Annotated in this window: 15 protein-coding genes and 1 tRNA gene; 13 read left to right on the forward strand and 3 right to left on the reverse strand. The window is 63.6% G+C overall.

Translation table 11 applies throughout. The features are described from left to right. The first annotated feature begins 62 nt into the window (after nt 1–62). From ACN9MY_RS25145 to ACN9MY_RS25190, 10 genes are all read left to right on the forward strand, one after another. A complete protein-coding gene (locus tag ACN9MY_RS25145) occupies nt 63–1,022 on the forward strand; it encodes a bifunctional riboflavin kinase/FAD synthetase (RefSeq protein WP_426318990.1) in 960 nt (319 codons plus the stop codon). Between the two features lie 53 nt (nt 1,023–1,075). After that, nucleotides 1,076–3,940 carry an isoleucine--tRNA ligase gene (ileS, locus tag ACN9MY_RS25150; RefSeq protein ID WP_426318991.1) on the forward strand — a complete coding sequence of 955 codons (2,865 nt, stop codon included), beginning with the start codon at nt 1,076–1,078 and terminating at the stop codon, nt 3,938–3,940. 91 nt (nt 3,941–4,031) lie between these two features. Next, entirely contained in the window at nt 4,032–4,544 is a 513-nt protein-coding gene (gene lspA, locus ACN9MY_RS25155) for a signal peptidase II (RefSeq protein ID WP_426163890.1), read from the forward strand. A 10-nt stretch (nt 4,545–4,554) separates the two neighbouring features. Next, a complete protein-coding gene (gene coaBC / locus ACN9MY_RS25160; protein ID WP_426336286.1) occupies nt 4,555–5,775 on the forward strand; it encodes a bifunctional phosphopantothenoylcysteine decarboxylase/phosphopantothenate--cysteine ligase CoaBC in 1,221 nt (406 codons plus the stop codon). Then, the gene (gene dut, locus ACN9MY_RS25165) at nt 5,772–6,221 is read left to right on the forward strand and encodes a dUTP diphosphatase (RefSeq protein WP_130310784.1); all 450 of its coding nucleotides are present in this window, start codon (nt 5,772–5,774) and stop codon (nt 6,219–6,221) included. The genes coaBC and dut overlap by 4 nt, the downstream gene beginning before the upstream one ends. 10 nt (nt 6,222–6,231) lie before the next feature. Beyond that, nucleotides 6,232–7,332, forward strand: a complete 1,101-nt coding sequence (locus ACN9MY_RS25170; RefSeq protein WP_426318993.1) for a M48 family metalloprotease — start codon at nt 6,232–6,234, stop codon at nt 7,330–7,332. Next, nucleotides 7,329–7,718 (forward strand): surface-adhesin E family protein, encoded by a 390-nt coding sequence (locus ACN9MY_RS25175; protein WP_426318994.1) that lies wholly within the window; start codon nt 7,329–7,331, stop codon nt 7,716–7,718. Before ACN9MY_RS25170 ends, ACN9MY_RS25175 begins: the two co-directional genes overlap by 4 nt. A gap of 20 nt (nt 7,719–7,738) precedes the next feature. Next, on the forward strand, nt 7,739–8,746 hold the full coding sequence (locus ACN9MY_RS25180; protein WP_426163899.1) for an XdhC family protein: 1,008 nt from the start codon (nt 7,739–7,741) through the stop codon (nt 8,744–8,746). 163 nt (nt 8,747–8,909) lie between these two features. Further along, a complete protein-coding gene (locus ACN9MY_RS25185) occupies nt 8,910–9,809 on the forward strand; it encodes a DMT family transporter (protein ID WP_426336287.1) in 900 nt (299 codons plus the stop codon). After that, nucleotides 9,806–10,717 (forward strand): DNA-3-methyladenine glycosylase 2, encoded by a 912-nt coding sequence (locus ACN9MY_RS25190; protein WP_426336288.1) that lies wholly within the window; start codon nt 9,806–9,808, stop codon nt 10,715–10,717. The genes ACN9MY_RS25185 and ACN9MY_RS25190 overlap by 4 nt, the downstream gene beginning before the upstream one ends. Before the next feature lie 2 nt (nt 10,718–10,719). Here ACN9MY_RS25190 and ACN9MY_RS25195 read toward each other — a convergent pair whose 3' ends face one another. Both ACN9MY_RS25195 and ACN9MY_RS25200 read right to left on the reverse strand, forming a co-directional pair. Beyond that, complete coding sequence (locus ACN9MY_RS25195) at nt 10,720–12,960, reverse strand: hypothetical protein (protein WP_426336289.1); 2,241 nt, start codon at nt 12,958–12,960, stop codon at nt 10,720–10,722. Beyond that, nucleotides 12,957–13,724 (reverse strand): hypothetical protein, encoded by a 768-nt coding sequence (locus ACN9MY_RS25200; protein WP_426336290.1) that lies wholly within the window; start codon nt 13,722–13,724, stop codon nt 12,957–12,959. The genes ACN9MY_RS25195 and ACN9MY_RS25200 overlap by 4 nt, the downstream gene beginning before the upstream one ends. A gap of 116 nt (nt 13,725–13,840) precedes the next feature. On the opposite strand from ACN9MY_RS25200, the gene ACN9MY_RS25205 reads away from it, so the two are divergent. After that, on the forward strand, nt 13,841–14,854 hold the full coding sequence (locus tag ACN9MY_RS25205) for a MerR family transcriptional regulator (RefSeq protein WP_426163909.1): 1,014 nt from the start codon (nt 13,841–13,843) through the stop codon (nt 14,852–14,854). Nucleotides 14,855–14,909: 55 nt separating this feature from the next. Here ACN9MY_RS25205 and ACN9MY_RS25210 read toward each other — a convergent pair. Next, nucleotides 14,910–14,986: transfer RNA gene (locus ACN9MY_RS25210), tRNA-Met, on the reverse strand. A 124-nt stretch (nt 14,987–15,110) separates the two neighbouring features. On the opposite strand from ACN9MY_RS25210, the gene ACN9MY_RS25215 reads away from it, so the two are divergent. Further along, a complete protein-coding gene (locus ACN9MY_RS25215; RefSeq protein ID WP_426163911.1) occupies nt 15,111–15,689 on the forward strand; it encodes an NUDIX hydrolase in 579 nt (192 codons plus the stop codon). Next, nucleotides 15,686–16,393 (forward strand): leucyl/phenylalanyl-tRNA--protein transferase, encoded by a 708-nt coding sequence (gene aat, locus ACN9MY_RS25220; RefSeq protein ID WP_426336291.1) that lies wholly within the window; start codon nt 15,686–15,688, stop codon nt 16,391–16,393. The genes ACN9MY_RS25215 and aat overlap by 4 nt, the downstream gene beginning before the upstream one ends. Nucleotides 16,394–16,404: the final 11 nt, after the last annotated feature.

Below are 16,404 nucleotides of genomic sequence, written 5' to 3' on the forward strand. Positions count from 1 at the left end.
CAGGCAGCGCTTTTTTACATTGAGAACGTATAATCAAGCATTTGAGCCTGATAGCAAGATAAATGAAGGTATTTCGCGGACTTCCCAATGCAGCGGCGCGCGCGCCCTGCGCCCTGACGATCGGCAACTTCGACGGTGTCCACCGCGGCCACCAGGCCCTGCTGGCGCGCGTGCGCGCGGCCGCCGATCGCCTCGGGCTGGAATCGGCCGTGATGACCTTCGAGCCCCATCCGCGCGAATTCTTCGCCCACAAGATGGGCGATATGTCGAAAGCCCCGCCGCGCATCGCCAACCTGCGCGACAAGCTGCAGGCCCTGGAAAACAATGGCGTGGACCGGGTGATCGTCGAGCATTTCTGCGATGCCTTTGCCGGCCAGTCGCCGCAAAGCTTCGTCGAAAAGGTGCTGGTCGAAGGCCTGCACGTGAAGTGGCTGATGGTGGGGGACGATTTTTGTTACGGCGCCAAGCGCGCCGGCAATGTCGCCATGTTGGCCGAAGCTGGCAGGCAGTATGGCTTCGAAGTCGAAGTACTGCCGACCGTGCGCAATGGCGAAACCCGTATTTCCTCCTCCGCCGTGCGCAGCGCGCTTTCCGAAGGCGATTTCCCGCATGCGCAGGCCTTGCTGGGCCATCCCTACTCGATTTCCGGCCACGTGATCCACGGCGCCAAACTGGGGCGCGATATCGGCTTCCCGACGCTGAACCTGCGCGTGCCGCACCGTCCTGCCCTCTCCGGCATCTTTATCGTGCAGGTGCACGGCCTGGGCGACAGGCCATTGCCGGCCGTTGCCAGCCTGGGCGTGCGTCCCACGGTGGAAGACGCCGGCCGCGTGCTGCTGGAAGTCCATGTCTTCGACTTCGCCCGGAACTGCTACGGCAAGGTGGTGCGCGTCGAATTCCTGCAAAAGATACGTGACGAAGAAAAGTTCATTGACCTGCCTACCCTGGTCAAGGCCATCGAGCGCGACGCCGACCAAGCGCGCGCCTTCTTCGCCGCCAACTCCGTCACCGACCGAATTTAGGCCTTGCCCAACTTCGCAAGCGCCAACCGAAACACAAACTTAAAGCATTCATCATGTCTGACAACAAACCAAAGAAGCAAGAGAGCAAGTACCCGGTCAATATGACCGAAACCCCATTCCCGATGCGCGGCGACCTGGCCAAGCGCGAACCGGGCTGGGTCAAGCAATGGCAGGACAAGAAGATCTACGAACGCGTGCGCAAGGCCGCCAAGGGCCGCCCGAAGTTCGTGCTGCATGATGGTCCTCCCTACGCCAACGGCGACATCCACATCGGCCACGCCGTCAACAAGATCCTGAAGGACATCGTAGTGAAGTCGCGCACCCTGGCCGGCTTCGACGCGCCTTACGTGCCGGGCTGGGATTGCCACGGCATGCCGATCGAGATCCAGATCGAAAAGCTGTTCGGCAAGAACCTGCCGACCGCCGACGTGCTGACCAAGGCGCGCGCCTACGCGCACGAGCAGGTGGAGCGCCAGAAGAAGGACTTCATCCGCCTGGGCGTTCTGGGCGAATGGGACAATCCTTACCTGACCATGAACTATGGTAACGAAGCCGACGAGCTGCGCGCCCTGGGCAAGCTGCTGGAGAAAGGCTACGTCTATCGCGGCCTGAAACCGGTGAACTGGTGCTTCGATTGCGGCTCCGCCCTGGCGGAAGCGGAGGTGGAATACCAGAACAAGCGCGACCCGGCGATCGACGTCGGCTTCGCCTTCCATGAACACGACAAGCTGGCAGCCGCCTTCGGCCTGCCTGCCCTGCCGGCCGGCGACGGCTTCGTCGTGATCTGGACCACCACCCCCTGGACCATCCCGTCCAACCAGGCCCTGAACATGCACCACGAGGTGACCTACGCGCTGGTGCAGACCGAGCGCGAAGGCAAGCCGCTGCTGCTGATCCTGGCCAAGGACCTGGTGGCCTCCTGCCTGGAGCGCTACAAGCTGGAAGGCAGCGTCATCGCCACCGCCACCGGCGACAAGCTGGCCGGCATCGCCTTCAAGCACCCGCTGCACGCCAGAGACGCGTTCTACGACCGCCTGTCGCCGGTCTACATCGCCGACTACGTAACCACCGAAAGCGGTACCGGCGTGGTGCACTCGGCCCCGGCTTACGGCCAGGACGACTTCATCTCCTGCAAATCGCACGGCATGAAGGACGATGACATCCTGAAGCCGGTGATGGGCGACGGCAAGTACATCCCGTCCCTGCCGCTGTTCGGCGGCATGAGTATCTGGGAAGCCTCGAAGCCGATCTGCGAGGCGCTGCGCGAAGCGGGCGCCCTGTTCGAACTGAAGATGTTCGACCACAGCTACATGCACTGCTGGCGCCACAAGACCCCGATCGTCTACCGCGCCACCTCGCAGTGGTTCGCCGGCATGGACATCCAGCCGCTGGACGGTGGTTCCACCCTGCGCGAGACAGCGCTGGAAGGCATCGAAGCCACTGAATTCTTCCCGGACTGGGGCAAGGCGCGCCTGCATGGCATGATCGCCAACCGTCCGGACTGGACCCTGTCGCGCCAGCGCCAGTGGGGCGTGCCGATGGCCGTGTTCGTCCACAAGGAGACCGGTGAGCTGCACCCGCGCACCGCGGAACTGCTGGAGCAAGTGGCCAAGCTGATCGAGCAAGGCGGCATCGACGCCTGGCAGGCGCTGGACCCGGCTACCCTGCTGGGCGCGGAAGCCGAACACTATGTGAAGAACAAGGACACGCTGGACGTGTGGTTCGACTCCGGCTGCACCCACCAGACCGTGCTGCGCGGCTCGCATCCTGAGCAATCGCACTTCCCGGCCGACCTGTACCTGGAAGGCTCGGACCAGCACCGCGGCTGGTTCCACTCCTCGCTGCTGACCTCTTCGATGCTGAACGGCCGTCCGCCGTACAAGGCGCTGCTGACCCACGGCTTCGTGGTCGACGGCGAGGGCAAGAAGATGTCGAAGTCGATCGGCAACACCGTCGCGCCGCAGAAGGTGTCCGACACCCTGGGCGCCGATATCCTGCGCCTGTGGGTGGCCGCCACCGACTACACCTCCGAGCTGTCGATCTCCGACGAGATCCTGAAGCGCGTGACCGAGTCCTACCGCCGCATCCGCAACACCCTGCGCTTCCTGCTGGCCAATACCTCGGACTTCGATCCGAAGGCGAACGCCGTGCCGGTTGCCGATCTGCTGGAAATCGATCGCTACGCGCTGGCCAATATGGCTGCGCTGCAGGCCGACCTGTCGCGCCACTACGAGCGCTACGAATTCCACCCGGTGGTGTCCAAGCTGCAGAACTTCTGCTCCGAGGACCTGGGCGGCTTCTACCTGGACATCCTGAAGGACCGCCTGTACACCAGCGCCGTGGATTCCAAGGCGCGCCGTTCCGCGCAAACCGCGCTGTGGCACATCACCCAGTCCCTGCTGCGCCTGATGGCGCCGGTGCTGTGCTTCACCGCCGAAGAGGCGTGGGCTTCATTTGCCGGCGAGGAATCGTTCAAAGCCAGCGACGAAACCATCTACACCCAGACCTGGTGGCAACTGCCGGAACTGGCGGACGCCGAAGCCCTGATGGCCAAGTACGCGACCATCATCGCCGTGCGGGCCGACGTGACCAAGCAACTGGAAGAACTTCGCGGCTCCGGTGCGATCGGCTCCTCGTTGCAGGCGGAACTGGAGATCAAGGCCGCCGGCGACAAGTTCAAGGCGCTGGCATCGCTGGACGACGACCTGAAGTTCATCTTCATCACTTCGCTGGCCAAGGCTGTCGAAGTGGCATCCGAAGCAGATGAAGCCGTGAACGTGGCAGCATCGACCGCGCAGAAGTGCGAGCGCTGCTGGCACTACCGCGCAGACGTGGGCTCGCACGCCGACCACCCAGGCCTGTGCGGCCGTTGCCACGCCAACCTGTTCGGCGCCGGCGAATCCCGCAAGTACGCCTAACCCAAGTCTGCGGCCGCCGCAGATGAGTGTCTGACCCTGCGGGTCAGACACTGGTTCCCCGGTTCTGGCAAGCACAAAGAAAAAGCTATTTATGGCCACCAAAAAGACCACCACCTTCAGCAGCAAACCCGCCTCCGGCAGCATGGCCCCGTGGCTGGGCATCGCCTTCATCATCATCCTGCTGGACCAGCTAAGCAAGATCACGATCAACAAGCTGTTCGTATACGGCGAAGAGAAAGTCATCACCAGCTTCTTCAACCTGGTCCTGGCCTACAACAAAGGCGCCGCATTCAGCTTCCTCGCCAACGAAGGCGGCTGGCAACGCCACCTGTTCACCGCCATCGGCGTGATCGCCGCGCTGTACATCGTCTACCTGCTGATGCGCCACAGCGGCCAGCGCATGTTCTGCTGGGCCCTGTCCCTGATCCTGGGCGGCGCAGTGGGCAACGTGATCGACCGCATCTGGCACGGCCACGTGATCGACTTCCTCGATTTCCACTGGAGCGGCTTCGGCCACTTCCCGGCCTTTAACATCGCCGACACCGCCATCTGCATTGGCGCCGCACTGTTCGTACTGGACGAACTGCGCCGCGTGAACAAGTAGGAGCAGCAAAATGGAACTGACTGGCAAGAAAATCGTCCTCGGCCTGTCCGGCGGCGTAGCCTGCTACAAGGCCGCTGAACTGTGCCGCGCGCTGACCAGGGAAGGCGCCTCGGTGCAGGTCGTGATGACCGACGCCGCGACCCACTTCATCACCCCGGTGACGATGCAGGCGCTGTCCGGCAAGCCGGTCTTCAACAGCCAGTGGGATCCGCGCGTGAACAACAATATGGCCCACATCGACGTCACGCGCGACGCCGACGCCATCCTGATCGCGCCCTGCTCCGCCGACTTCATTGTCAAGCTGGCGCACGGCGTGTGCGACGACCTGCTGTCGACCATGTGCCTGGCCCGCCCAAGCCGTGTGCCGCTGCTGATCGCGCCCGCCATGAACGTGGAAATGTGGTCCAATCCCGCCACCCAGCGCAACGTGGAGCAGGTACGCGAAGACGGCATCACCGTGTTCGGTCCCGCCGCGGGCGACCAGGCTTGCGGTGAAGTGGGACTGGGCCGCATGCTGGAACCGGAACAACTGCTGGCGGAAATGATCGCCGCCTTCCAGCCGAAAGTCCTGGCCGGCAAGCGCATCCTGGTCACTGCGGGCCCGACTTTCGAAGCCATCGACCCGGTGCGCGGCATCACCAACCTTTCCTCCGGCAAGATGGGTTACGCCGTAGCGCGCGCCGCGCGTGAAGCGGGCGCCGAAGTGACCCTGGTGTCCGGCCCTGTCGCGCTGGAGACGCCGTACGGCGTGGAGCGCCACAACGTCAAAAGCGCACAGCAGATGTTCGACGCCGTAATGGATCACGTCGGCGGCCAGCACGTGTTCATTTCCGTGGCCGCGGTGGCGGACTGGAAGGTCGTGAACCCGAGCGCGCAGAAGGTCAAGAAAACCGGCGACAACAGCGTGCCGGAACTGAAGTTCGAACAGAACCCGGACATCCTGGCCAGCGTGGCCACCCGCACCAGCCTGGCCGGCTGGCCTTATTGCGTCGGCTTCGCCGCCGAATCGGAAAACCTGATCGAATACGGCGCCAGCAAGCGCGAACGCAAAGGCATCCCGCTCCTGGTCGGCAATATCGGCCACAACACCTTCGGCCAGGACGACAACACCATCATCCTGTTTGACGAGAACGGACATACCATCCTGCCGCGCGCCGACAAGCTCACGCTGGCGCGCCAGCTGATTTCCGAAATCGCCAAACGCATCGACAAGAACTCGCTATTCCAATGAAAACTGTAGACGTCAAAATCCTCGATCCGCGCATGAAAGACCAGATGCCGGCCTACGCAACGCCTGGCAGCGCCGGCCTCGACCTGCGCGCCTGCATCGATGCGCCGCTGGTCATCGAACCTGGCCAGACCGTGCTGGTGCCGACCGGCCTGGCGATTCATATCGCCGATCCGGGCTATGCCGCCATGATCCTGCCCCGCTCCGGCATGGGCCACAAGAACGGCATTGTTTTGGGGAATCTGGTAGGCTTGATTGACTCCGATTACCAGGGACAATTGATGGTGTCTACCTGGAACCGGGGCTTCAACACGTTTACGCTGAATCCAATGGAGCGCCTGGCGCAATTGATCATCGTGCCCGTGCTGCAGGTTGGCTTCAATGTTGTCGAAGACTTCGAGGCCAGCGACCGCGGCGCCGGAGGTTTCGGCAGCACAGGCAAGCACTGAGGAAATATTTATGGCAGTAGAGCAACGCTACAATTCGAATTCGCCGCTTACCTGGCCCGCGATTGCGGCCTCGCTCCTGCTCTCAGCCTGTTCAACTTTTCAATCCGGCAGCGAGCCGGCCGCCCCGGCTCAGCCAACGCCGCCGTCGGCGCCAGTTGCCCCGGTGGTGACGCCGCAGATGCAGGCCGCACGCGACAACCTGAAGGTGATCGCCAGCCTGCAGGAACGCCTGTACCGCATCGCCGCCCCGCTGTTGATCAATAACGCTGACCTGTGCAAGGCGCAGGCGCGCAACCTGCTTGGGTTCACCGCCAAGAACAAATACTCCTATCCCGGCGAATACGGCGACGCATCGGCCGCCGTGCTGGGCTACGACGATGTACTGCAAGTGTCCGGCGTACTGGCTGGCAGCGGCGCCGCCAAGGCCGGCCTGCGCAAGGGCGACGACCTGATCGCCGCTGGCGGCAAGCCGCTGCCGAAAGGCCATGATGCCGAAAGCAAGGCTGCAGCCGTCTTCGGTCCTTTGACCGCCAACAGCGCCACCTTGAGCATGACCATTGCACGCAATGGCAACAGCCAGACGCTGAACGTGCCCGTCACCCGCGCCTGCGCCTTCCGCGTCGACCTGGGCAACTCGGACAATGTGAACGCCTACAACGACGGCAGCCGCGTCATGCTGACGCGCGGCATGATCAACTTCGCGCAGAACGATGAAGCCGTGGCTTACGTCATGGCGAAAGAACTGGCGCACAACATTCTCGGCCACGCCGGCACCATGCGCAGCACCGCCACCATGGCCAGCATCATCGACAACCTGGCATCGGTGCGGCCTGACCTGACCATGCTGGTCGGAACAGCCGGCGTACGGCCAATGCCTGCCGATTACGACGTGGCAGCCGACAACCTGGCGCTGTACATGCTGGCGCGCGCCGGCTACAACATCGGCAATGCACGCAACTTCTGGCAACGCCTGTCCGGCCAGTATCCAGCGACGGCGCTGAATGGCTACACCGCGATCCACCCGAACGTCACCGTCCGCCTGGCCGCGATAGACCGCAGCGTTTCCGAAATCAAGGCCAAGCAGGCCGCCAAGCGCCCGCTGCTGCCATGAAAACAGCGGTCCTGATGCTCGCCCTGGCGCCCGGCGTGGCGCTGGCGGGGCCCTGGACCACCGTCTCCAGGGACAAGGACAGCACCCTCCTGCTCGACAGCAAATCCGTGCGCAGCGCTGCCGAAGGCCGCAAGGCCTGGACCATGGAAACCTTCCGCAAGCCGCAAACCGCGCCCGACGGCAAGATGTATCTCTCGGTGCGCTCGCTGCACCTGTATGCCTGCGAGGCCGGCACCCGCACCCTGCTCAGCCAGACCTTCCACGCCGACGTCCTGGGCAACGGCGAGCCGGTAGGCACCTTCAAATACGAAGCCTACGATCCCGAAACGATCGCCCCCGACAGCCTGCCGGAAAAGGCCTTCAGGGCCGTCTGCAAAAAGCGCTGACCCTTGCTATAGTTCGATGCATGGACAGCATCGACCTCGAAGTACTCAAGACTTGCTCCGCCTGGCTGGCCGCGGGACACCGCTGCGAACTGGTCACGGTCATCCGCACCTGGGGCTCCAGCCCGCGCCCGATCGGCGCCACCCTGGCCATCTGCGACGATGGGCGCGTAGTCGGCTCGGTCTCCGGTGGCTGCATCGAAGACGACCTGATCGAGCGCGTGCGCAAGGAAGGCATCGTGCGCCAGTTGCCGGAGGTCGTCAGCTACGGCATCACGGCCGACGAAGCCCACCGTTTCGGCCTGCCCTGCGGCGGCACCATCGAACTGGCGCTGGAACCCCTCGGCCCGCACAGCCGCATTGACGAGCTGCTGGAACGACTGGCGGAGCACCAGCTGGTGGCGCGCACGCTAGACATGGGCAACGGCGCCGTCACCCTCGAACGTGCCCGTCCCGGCGCGGTGCTGGAACGCAGCGGCGATTTGCTGGTCACCCAGCATGGCCCGCGCTGGCGGCTGCTGATCATTGGGGCCGGGCAGCTATCGCGCATGCTGGCACAGATCGCCACGGCCATGGACTACCACGTCACCGTCTGCGACCCGCGCGAAGAATACCGCGCCGGCTGGGCCCTGCCCGAAGTGCCGCTGGTGCACGCCATGCCCGACGACCTGGTGCTGGAGATGCAGCTCGACTCGCGCAGCGCCGTGGTCGCGCTGACGCACGACCCCAAGCTGGACGACATGGCATTGATGGAAGCGCTCAAGTCCGACGCCTTCTACATCGGCGCCATTGGCTCGCGCGCCAACAACAACAAGCGGCGCGAACGGCTGTTGCAGTTCGACCTGACCGAGAAACAGATCGCCCGCCTGCACGGCCCGATCGGCCTGTACATCGGCAGCAAGACACCGCCCGAAATCGCGATCTCCATCCTGGCCGAAATGACGGCGGTAAAAAACGGCGTTCCCGAAGTCCTGCAGATCAACCACGCCGCCGCCCTGGCCACAGCCCCCGGCCCCGCCTGCCCGACATGAATTCAATAGCAAGAATCAGCTTGCCACAGCCCAGCCCGTGTCACACCATGGGGTCATCACGGGGAGGCCGAGTCCCCAAGTGTGACACGGGCTCAACCATGTTACAGACGAGCTCGTGTCACACTCGGGGTGTGACCCCATGGTGTGACACGAACTGAACAATATGAATACTGCGAACCTTCTTAAACTGATTTTGCTGGCTGCCATCTGGGGTGGCTCCTTTCTGTTCATGCGCATTGCGGCGCCGGTGCTGGGGCCGGGTGTACTCATCGAGTATCGGGTGACGTTCGCGGCGGTCTTCCTGGCCGTGGTGGCGCTGGTGCTGCGCAAGCGGCTTGACCTGGGCCAGCATTGGAGGCATTACCTGGTGCTGGGCTTCTTCAACTCTGCCCTGCCCTTCCTGCTGTTCGCCTTTGCGGCGAAGACGCTGACCGCTTCCGTGCTGTCGGTCTTGAATGCGACCGCGCCGATCTGGGGCGCTATCGTCGGCGCCGTGTGGCATCGCCATATGATTTCGGGGCGAGTAATGCTTGGGCTGGCTTTGGGCACGGCGGGCGTGGCGATGCTGGTCGGCTTCGACCATGTGAGCAGCAAGGATGGCGCCGGATTGGCTATCGCCGCAGCTACCCTGGCTGCCTTCAGTTATAGCATCGCCACTACCTATACCAAGGTGGCCAGGTCGGCGCAGGGCGTTGAGCCTTTCGCCAACGCTCACGGCAGCATGTGGGCTGCGGCCTTGCTGACCATCCCGTCCCTGGCGATCTTCCCGCAACCGGGCGAGCCGACCATCGGCATCATGGGCGCTGCCCTGGCGCTGGGTGTGCTGTGCAGTGGCATCGCTTACCTGCTCTACTTTGGACTGGTGCGCGACGTGGGGCCGACTTCGGCGCTGACCGTTACCTTCCTGAATCCCTTGTTCGGCATCCTGTGGGGTGCGCTGTTCCTGCACGAAGTGGTGGGCTGGTACACGGTTGCCGGCGCGGCCATCGTCATTGCCGGCACCATGCTGGTCACCGGTTACAAGGTCAAACTGCCCTGGATGCGGAATACCGAGGCTGCATGAAGCATACATTTTCACTGGCCCTGCCCGCCGCGTACCGGGTGCAGGACGTACTGGCCTTCCATAGCCGCGATGCCGAAAGTGTCGCGGAACAAGTGAGTCCGGATGCGATCCGCAAAGGCATGTTGCTGGATGGCGTGCCGGTGCTGCTGGCCATCGCGATGCCCAAGGGCCGCGCACGTTCCGCCGTCTGCGATGCCGACATTGACCTGCCGCGTGCCCGTAAGATTCCTCCGGCGCTGGCGGCGCGCATCGAAGCCGCTGCCCGCAACATCCTCGGCCTTCACATTGATCCCGCACCGTTCGTTGCGTTTGCTCGCGGGGACGAGCTGCTCGGCCCGCTGGTCGCCCGCCAGCCTGGCCTGCGGATCGTGCAGTCGGCAACCGTGTTCGAGGCGCTGACCTGGGCCATCATCGGCCAGCAGATCAACCTGTCCTTCGCCATCGCCTTGCGCCGCACCTTCATCTTGCAGGCGGGGCGCCAGCACAAGGCTGGTCTGTGGTGCTATCCCGAGGCGGCGGATGTGGCCAGGCTCGCCGTGGAAGACCTGACCACCCGCAAATTCTCGCGCGCCAAGGCTGAAACCCTGCTCCGCTTCGCCCAGCTGGTTGCGGCCGGGGAGCTCGATATCGAGGAGCGCGAGGAAAATCCGATCCCGGCGATCTGTCAAAACCTGCTGGCGGTGAAAGGCATCGGGCCGTGGACTGTCAACTACGCCCTCCTGCGCGGCTACGGCTTCGCCGACTGCTCGCTGCATGGCGACGTGGCCATCCGCGCGGCGCTGCAACGGTTGCTGGGCGAAGAGAGCAAGCCTGACATGGCGCGTACTGAGGCCCTGCTGCAGCGCTACTCCCCGCACCGCACGATGGCGGCGGCCCACCTGTGGGCCAGCCTGGCCTTCGAGGGCTAGCCTCAGTAGTAGTATTTGGTTTTCCTGGCCCAGTCGCTGTTCGGGTACAGCTTGTGCAACATGGCGAAAGCTTGCCTGGAGTACTTGTTGCGCAACTCCGTTTGAGCAGGCAAGCGCTCCTCGGCAGCATAGACCCAGGGGCTTTCGTTGCGCATCGATGCCACCAGCAGATGCAAGGCCTTCGGCGCCTCCGCGTCATTCGGCTTGGCCGAAGCCCATGCCATCAGCGTCGGGGCCAGGAAAATCGAACGCAATGAGAGTTGGCGCAAGCTTTGCTGCTCGCGTTCTGCTTCGGCGCGCTGCTCCTCGCTCAGGAAGCGCGGCGCCGGTGCCGGCCGCTCGCCGATACTGACCGGTTTGCCGTAGACATCGTTGCCGACAGCTGCATTGCTGATCACATGCGGCCGCAGTTCCGGCGTGTTCACCAGGATCAGCGCCGCGGCCAGCTTGCGTTCCGCTCCGCTGGCAGCCTTGCGATAACGCGCGTACAAATGTGCGGTAGTCTTGCGCCCTTCGGCGACGCCATCCAGCAGGGAGAGCGCGGTCGCTTCGTCATTGGCAATCAGGGCGCGCGTGAAGATGGCCTCGCGCAGCTCCACTTTCGAGGCCGGAAGCAGGCCGGGGTGGGCGTACAGCGCCTTCAGGCTGGCCATCGGCAGGTAGCGGTAGACCGCCACGTAAAAATCGCCGTCGGTTCCTTCCGGATCTTTTGCCGCATCATCGATCGGTGCGCCGCGTTCCACGGGGTCCTGGACTCTTCGCCCGGCCCTGACAAAACCGTCCAGCGTACTTGCCGTCAGCATTTTCAGCGCCAGGAAGCGGTTGGTGGTTGCCACCGACATGGCCTTGCCCTGGCTTGCCAGCAGGCGGTCGACGTCCTTGTCCGCTTGCGCCAGGCGGTTTTCAGAAACAGCCAGGCGCACAAGGTTGTATTGCATTGTCTGGTAGAGCGGATGGCCGGCGGGCACTGCCGCGGCGGCCTTCTTTTCTGCCTCGCCAAGCTCACCGGGCCGGGCGAATGTCAGCAGGGGTGCCAGCCACAGGGCGTCTCCATGCTTCTGCCATTGCTGGCGCGTCACCTCCAGTGCCAGCTTGCGGCGCTCCTTCACTTCCGGATTGTCGCTGCTGTCATACCAACCGAACGAGTCGCCTTGCATGGTGCCGATCCATGCCGTCAGCGGCTCCCTGGCTTCGATCATTTCATTGCGCGGCAGCTTGTCGAGCAGCAGCAGGTAGTCGCTCAGCATGCGCGGCGTGTCGGCGCTGAAAGGTTCCTGCTCCAGGCGGCGCGCCAGCACCTTCACCTGCGCTGAGGGATCGAGGCGCGCGTCGATCAGGAGCATCATTTGCCTTGCTGGCGCGTAGGAAGGCGCCAGCGCTTCAAGCTCTTCGCGTGCCTGCCTGAACCTGGCGATACGATTGTCTCCTGCCCCCTCCCTTTGCAGCGTGGCCATGCGGATCAGGCATCGTGCTGCCAGGTAGGCGCCCAGCGGCTGCCAGGGCGAGTTCGCATCCTGCGCCACGGCCTGGAACTGGCGGCGCGCGGCTTCCAGGTTGCCCGAATAGAAATTGGCTGCCGCTTCCTGATACGCGCGGTCTGCCTTCAGCCATGCGGGCGCGTTCTCCGGTATCGCGGGCGGCAGCACCGGACTCGATGGTCCGCCTGTAAAGCCGCAATTGGCAAATACCGCGTCCTGCCCTTCCAGCCATGCTTTGAACCACTGGTCAGGCTTGCCGCCCGGGCCCAGTTGCGCGCGCGCCTTTGCGGTCGCGGCGGCGCGGCGGAAGGCATCGGAGTGGCAATTCACATAGCTGCCCCAGTCTTCGCTGCCAGTGATCCTGACTTCGACCTCGGCCGGCAAGCCTGCCTGCACTGCGAGCGGCGTACGCGCCTTGAACCACTCCCCGCTGCCATTCTTCTCCGCGTTGCCGACGTAGTCCCAGGCCCTGTGGCCTTCGCCTACATGCCAATCCCACACATGGAGCGAAGCCACTTGCGCCGGCGTGAGGCCGCGCCCTTTGGCTGCCTGGTAAGCAAGGTAGAGATAGACGCGCCAGTAGCTGCTCGACAGCACGCCAAGGTTGCCGGCCGCGTATTGGGGCAGCGCGCGCGGTGCGACCATCAGTTCATTGGCGTAGAGGTTGTAGGTGAAGCCATCGAAGCCGCTGGAGAAAGCATATTGCGGCAGGACGACTAGCGCGGTCATGGCTGCGAACTGGCGCAAACTGGAGAAACGTTTCATGGAGAGCGGACCTTGGTTGGTGCATGGAGGGCTTGCCATTGCGCAGCCGTCCAGGAACGAGGGGAAAAATAATAGCTGCGCGGAGCCAGCCGGCGCAGCCGCGGTTCATCGGTCGCGTAGCCGGCGGCCTGGCGGCAATAGGGCTGGGTGAATCCTTGCCAGCGCAGGCGCTGGCGAAGCTCGTGCTGCTGTTGTCCCATGCGGAAGGCCATCGGCACAACCTCGTCAGCCATGCCTTCGGCCAGCCAGGCATCGTCGAGGCACCAGGACGCCAGCGCCGTCACCGATAGCGCCATGTCGGGCGCCAAGCTGCGGCGGATGGCGGCGACAGTGCGGGCCAGGAAGGGACGCTGCGAGCGCCGCACTTCAAAATCGAGCTGCACTACTTGGCGGTTGGCTCCCGGCGCAATGCGCAGCAGTTCCTTGACGATGGCCTGTAGCTGCGCTTCGTTCAATGCCGGCGGCTCGCGTCCCGACATGTCGACGTGCAGCACCGGCACGCGCGCCGTGGCAGGCTCCATCAACAGGCGCGCGGTGCGTGGACGCACCAGCGCTTCATCGCCTTGCAGCATGATGCTGGAGGCGACGAACGCCACCCCGGCATCGCCCGGCAGCCAGCGCAGGTCTTCCGGCCGCTCCCAGGCCCAGGCCATCTGCAGGGGCAGCATGGCCAGCGCGGGATGGGCATTCGGCACGTGGCCGCTGTCGGCGCGCCACAGGACGGCAAGCAGCAGGGTCGCGATGAGTAAAAACAAACGTTGCATGTCCAACATCATAAGGGATGGATCGCTTACCATCATCTTTTTGCACGCAGCGCTTGACCCTCACCTAGCGTGAGGCTCCAGCATGGCAGTAACGTAACGAAGAAAGGAGCGGGAAGATGATGTTGAAAGTAGGTGAACTGGCGCGCCGTTGCGGCCTGACCGTGCGCACCCTGCACCATTACGACAGCATCGGCCTGCTCAAGCCTTCGGGACGTTCCGACGCCGGCTACCGCCTCTACAACCGCGACGACGTGGCGCGCCTGCACCAGGTGCAGGCGCTGCGCCGTTTCGGCATGGCGCTGGCCGACATCGGTCACTTCCTGGCCAAGCCCGGCTCTTCCCTGCCCGACCTGATTTCCCGCCAGATCGATTCGCTCGACCGGCAAATCGCCGAAGCCGCCAAACTGCGCGAGCAGTTGACGGCCCTGCGCGGGCAATTGCTGGCGGGCGAGGAGCCGGAACTGGCCACCTGGCTAACCACACTGGAGCAAATGACCGTGTACGACAAATACTTTACCAAGGAAGAACTGGCTCAACTGCCAATCTACAACGACCCAGCCGCGCCCGAAGAGTGGTCGGAATTGATCGAAGCCGTAGGGCAGAAAATGGCGGCGGGCATCCCGCCGTCCGATCCTGCGGTTCAAGCGCTGGCCGAAAAATGGATGGCGACCTTCAGCCGCCAGGCCGGCCACAGTGTCGACATCATGCATCGGCTCGACAATATGTGGTCGCGCGAAGAGGAATACCGCAAGCAAAGCGGCGTGACGCTCGAGATGCGCAACTATATTGCGGCGGCCAGCGGCCAAGGCAAACTGGCGCTGTATGCCAAATATATGCGGCCGGAGGAAATCGAGACCATGCACAAGCATTTCCGCACCCGCGCCCACGAATGGCCGGCACTGATCGGCGAAATCCGCGCGCAAATGGCCGCCAATCCCTCGCCATCGGCGCCTGAAGCACGTGCGCTGGCCCAGCGCTGGTTTGAACTGTTCACCGATATGGTCGGCAATGCGCCGGGCGTGCGTGAACGCTTCCGCGAGGCGCTCGAAAGCGAGCCGGCGCTCCGTGCCGGCCGCATGATGAGCGACGAAGTGCTGGATTTCCTGCGCCAGGCCCACGCAGCGGCGTAAAAAGACGAAAAAAAACCGTCATCGCTAGCTGCTGATGACGGTTTCTTCTGAATTCTGGTTGCGGGGACAGGATTTGAACCTGTGACCTTCGGGTTATGAGCCCGACGAGCTGCCAGACTGCTCCACCCCGCGTCTGATGCGAGTATTATAGGGCGTCTCGCCAATTTAGGCAATATTTATCCCACTTCTTCTTACGATAGCTCGAATATATTTCGCTGAATTCCGGCAACGAGCCGTTCGGTGTACAGTAGACCCTATGAAATTTTGCTCAGAATGCGCCCACCCTGTTGAGTTGATGGTGCCGGCCGGCGACAACCGGCCGCGTTATGTTTGCGTCAACTGTTCGGCAATCCATTATCAAAATCCCAAAATGGTGATCGGTACGGTCCCGGTCTGGGAGCGTGATGGCGAGTTGCAAGTTTTGCTGTGCAAGCGCGCGATCGAGCCGCGCCGCGGATTCTGGACCCTGCCGGCCGGCTTCATGGAAAACAATGAAACCACCGCCGAGGCAGCCCAGCGCGAAACCGAAGAAGAAGCCGGCGCCAATATCGACCTTGGCAGCCTGTACACCCTGCTCAACGTGCCGCGCGTGCACCAGGTGCACATGTTCTACCTCGCCACCCTGCGCGACCTCGATTTTGCGCCGGGCGAAGAAAGCCTGGATGTGAAGATGTTCACGGAAGCGGAAATCCCATGGGATGAGCTGGCCTTCCCCACCATCCGCACCACGCTGGAATTCTTCTTTGCCGACCGCGCCAAAATGCGCGAAAGCGGCAGCTACGGCTTCCATACCCAGGACATTACCCAGCCGATGCGCCAGTCATCCGACACATGATTCCCTGGCTCGACGTCAACACGCCCTTTCCCGACGTCTCCGAAGCCTTGACCACGGACGCGCCGGGCCTGCTGGCCGCCGGCGCTGATCTGTCGCCGAAGCGGCTGCTGGCCGCTTACCAGCGCGGCATCTTCCCCTGGTTTTCCGAGGGCCAGCCCATCCTGTGGTGGAGCACCGATCCGCGCATGGTGCTGCACACCGCCGACTTCAAGATTTCCGACAGCCTGCGCAAGACGCTGAGGAAGATTGCGCGCGACGGCCAGCGCTGGGAAGTGCGTTTCGACAGCGCCTTCGAGCAGGTGATGCGCGCCTGCGCCGCACCACGCCGCGACGGCCCCGGCACCTGGATTTCGGAAGACATCATCGCCGGCTACACCGGCCTGCACCAGCAGGGCTTCGCCCATTCCTCCGAGTTGTGGCTTGACGGCGAACTGGTGGGCGGCGCCTACGGCGTTTCCATCGGCACCATGTTCTACGGCGAATCGATGTTTGCGCGCGTCACCGACGGTTCCAAGGTGGCCCTGGCCTACCTCGTGCATTTTTTGCGACAGCACGGCGTGGAGCTGATCGATTGCCAGCAGGAGACCGGCCACCTGGCATCGCTCGGCGCTCGGCCGATCCCGCGCAAGGACTTCATCGCGCACTTGCAGAAAAGTATTGTGATGCCACAGATACGCGATTGGTGCCCTGTCGCACCGTTTTAAGCCGCGGACGC

The sequence above is a fragment of the Pseudoduganella sp. R-31 genome (assembly GCF_049913235.1).
Lineage (GTDB): Bacteria > Pseudomonadota > Gammaproteobacteria > Burkholderiales > Burkholderiaceae_D > Rugamonas.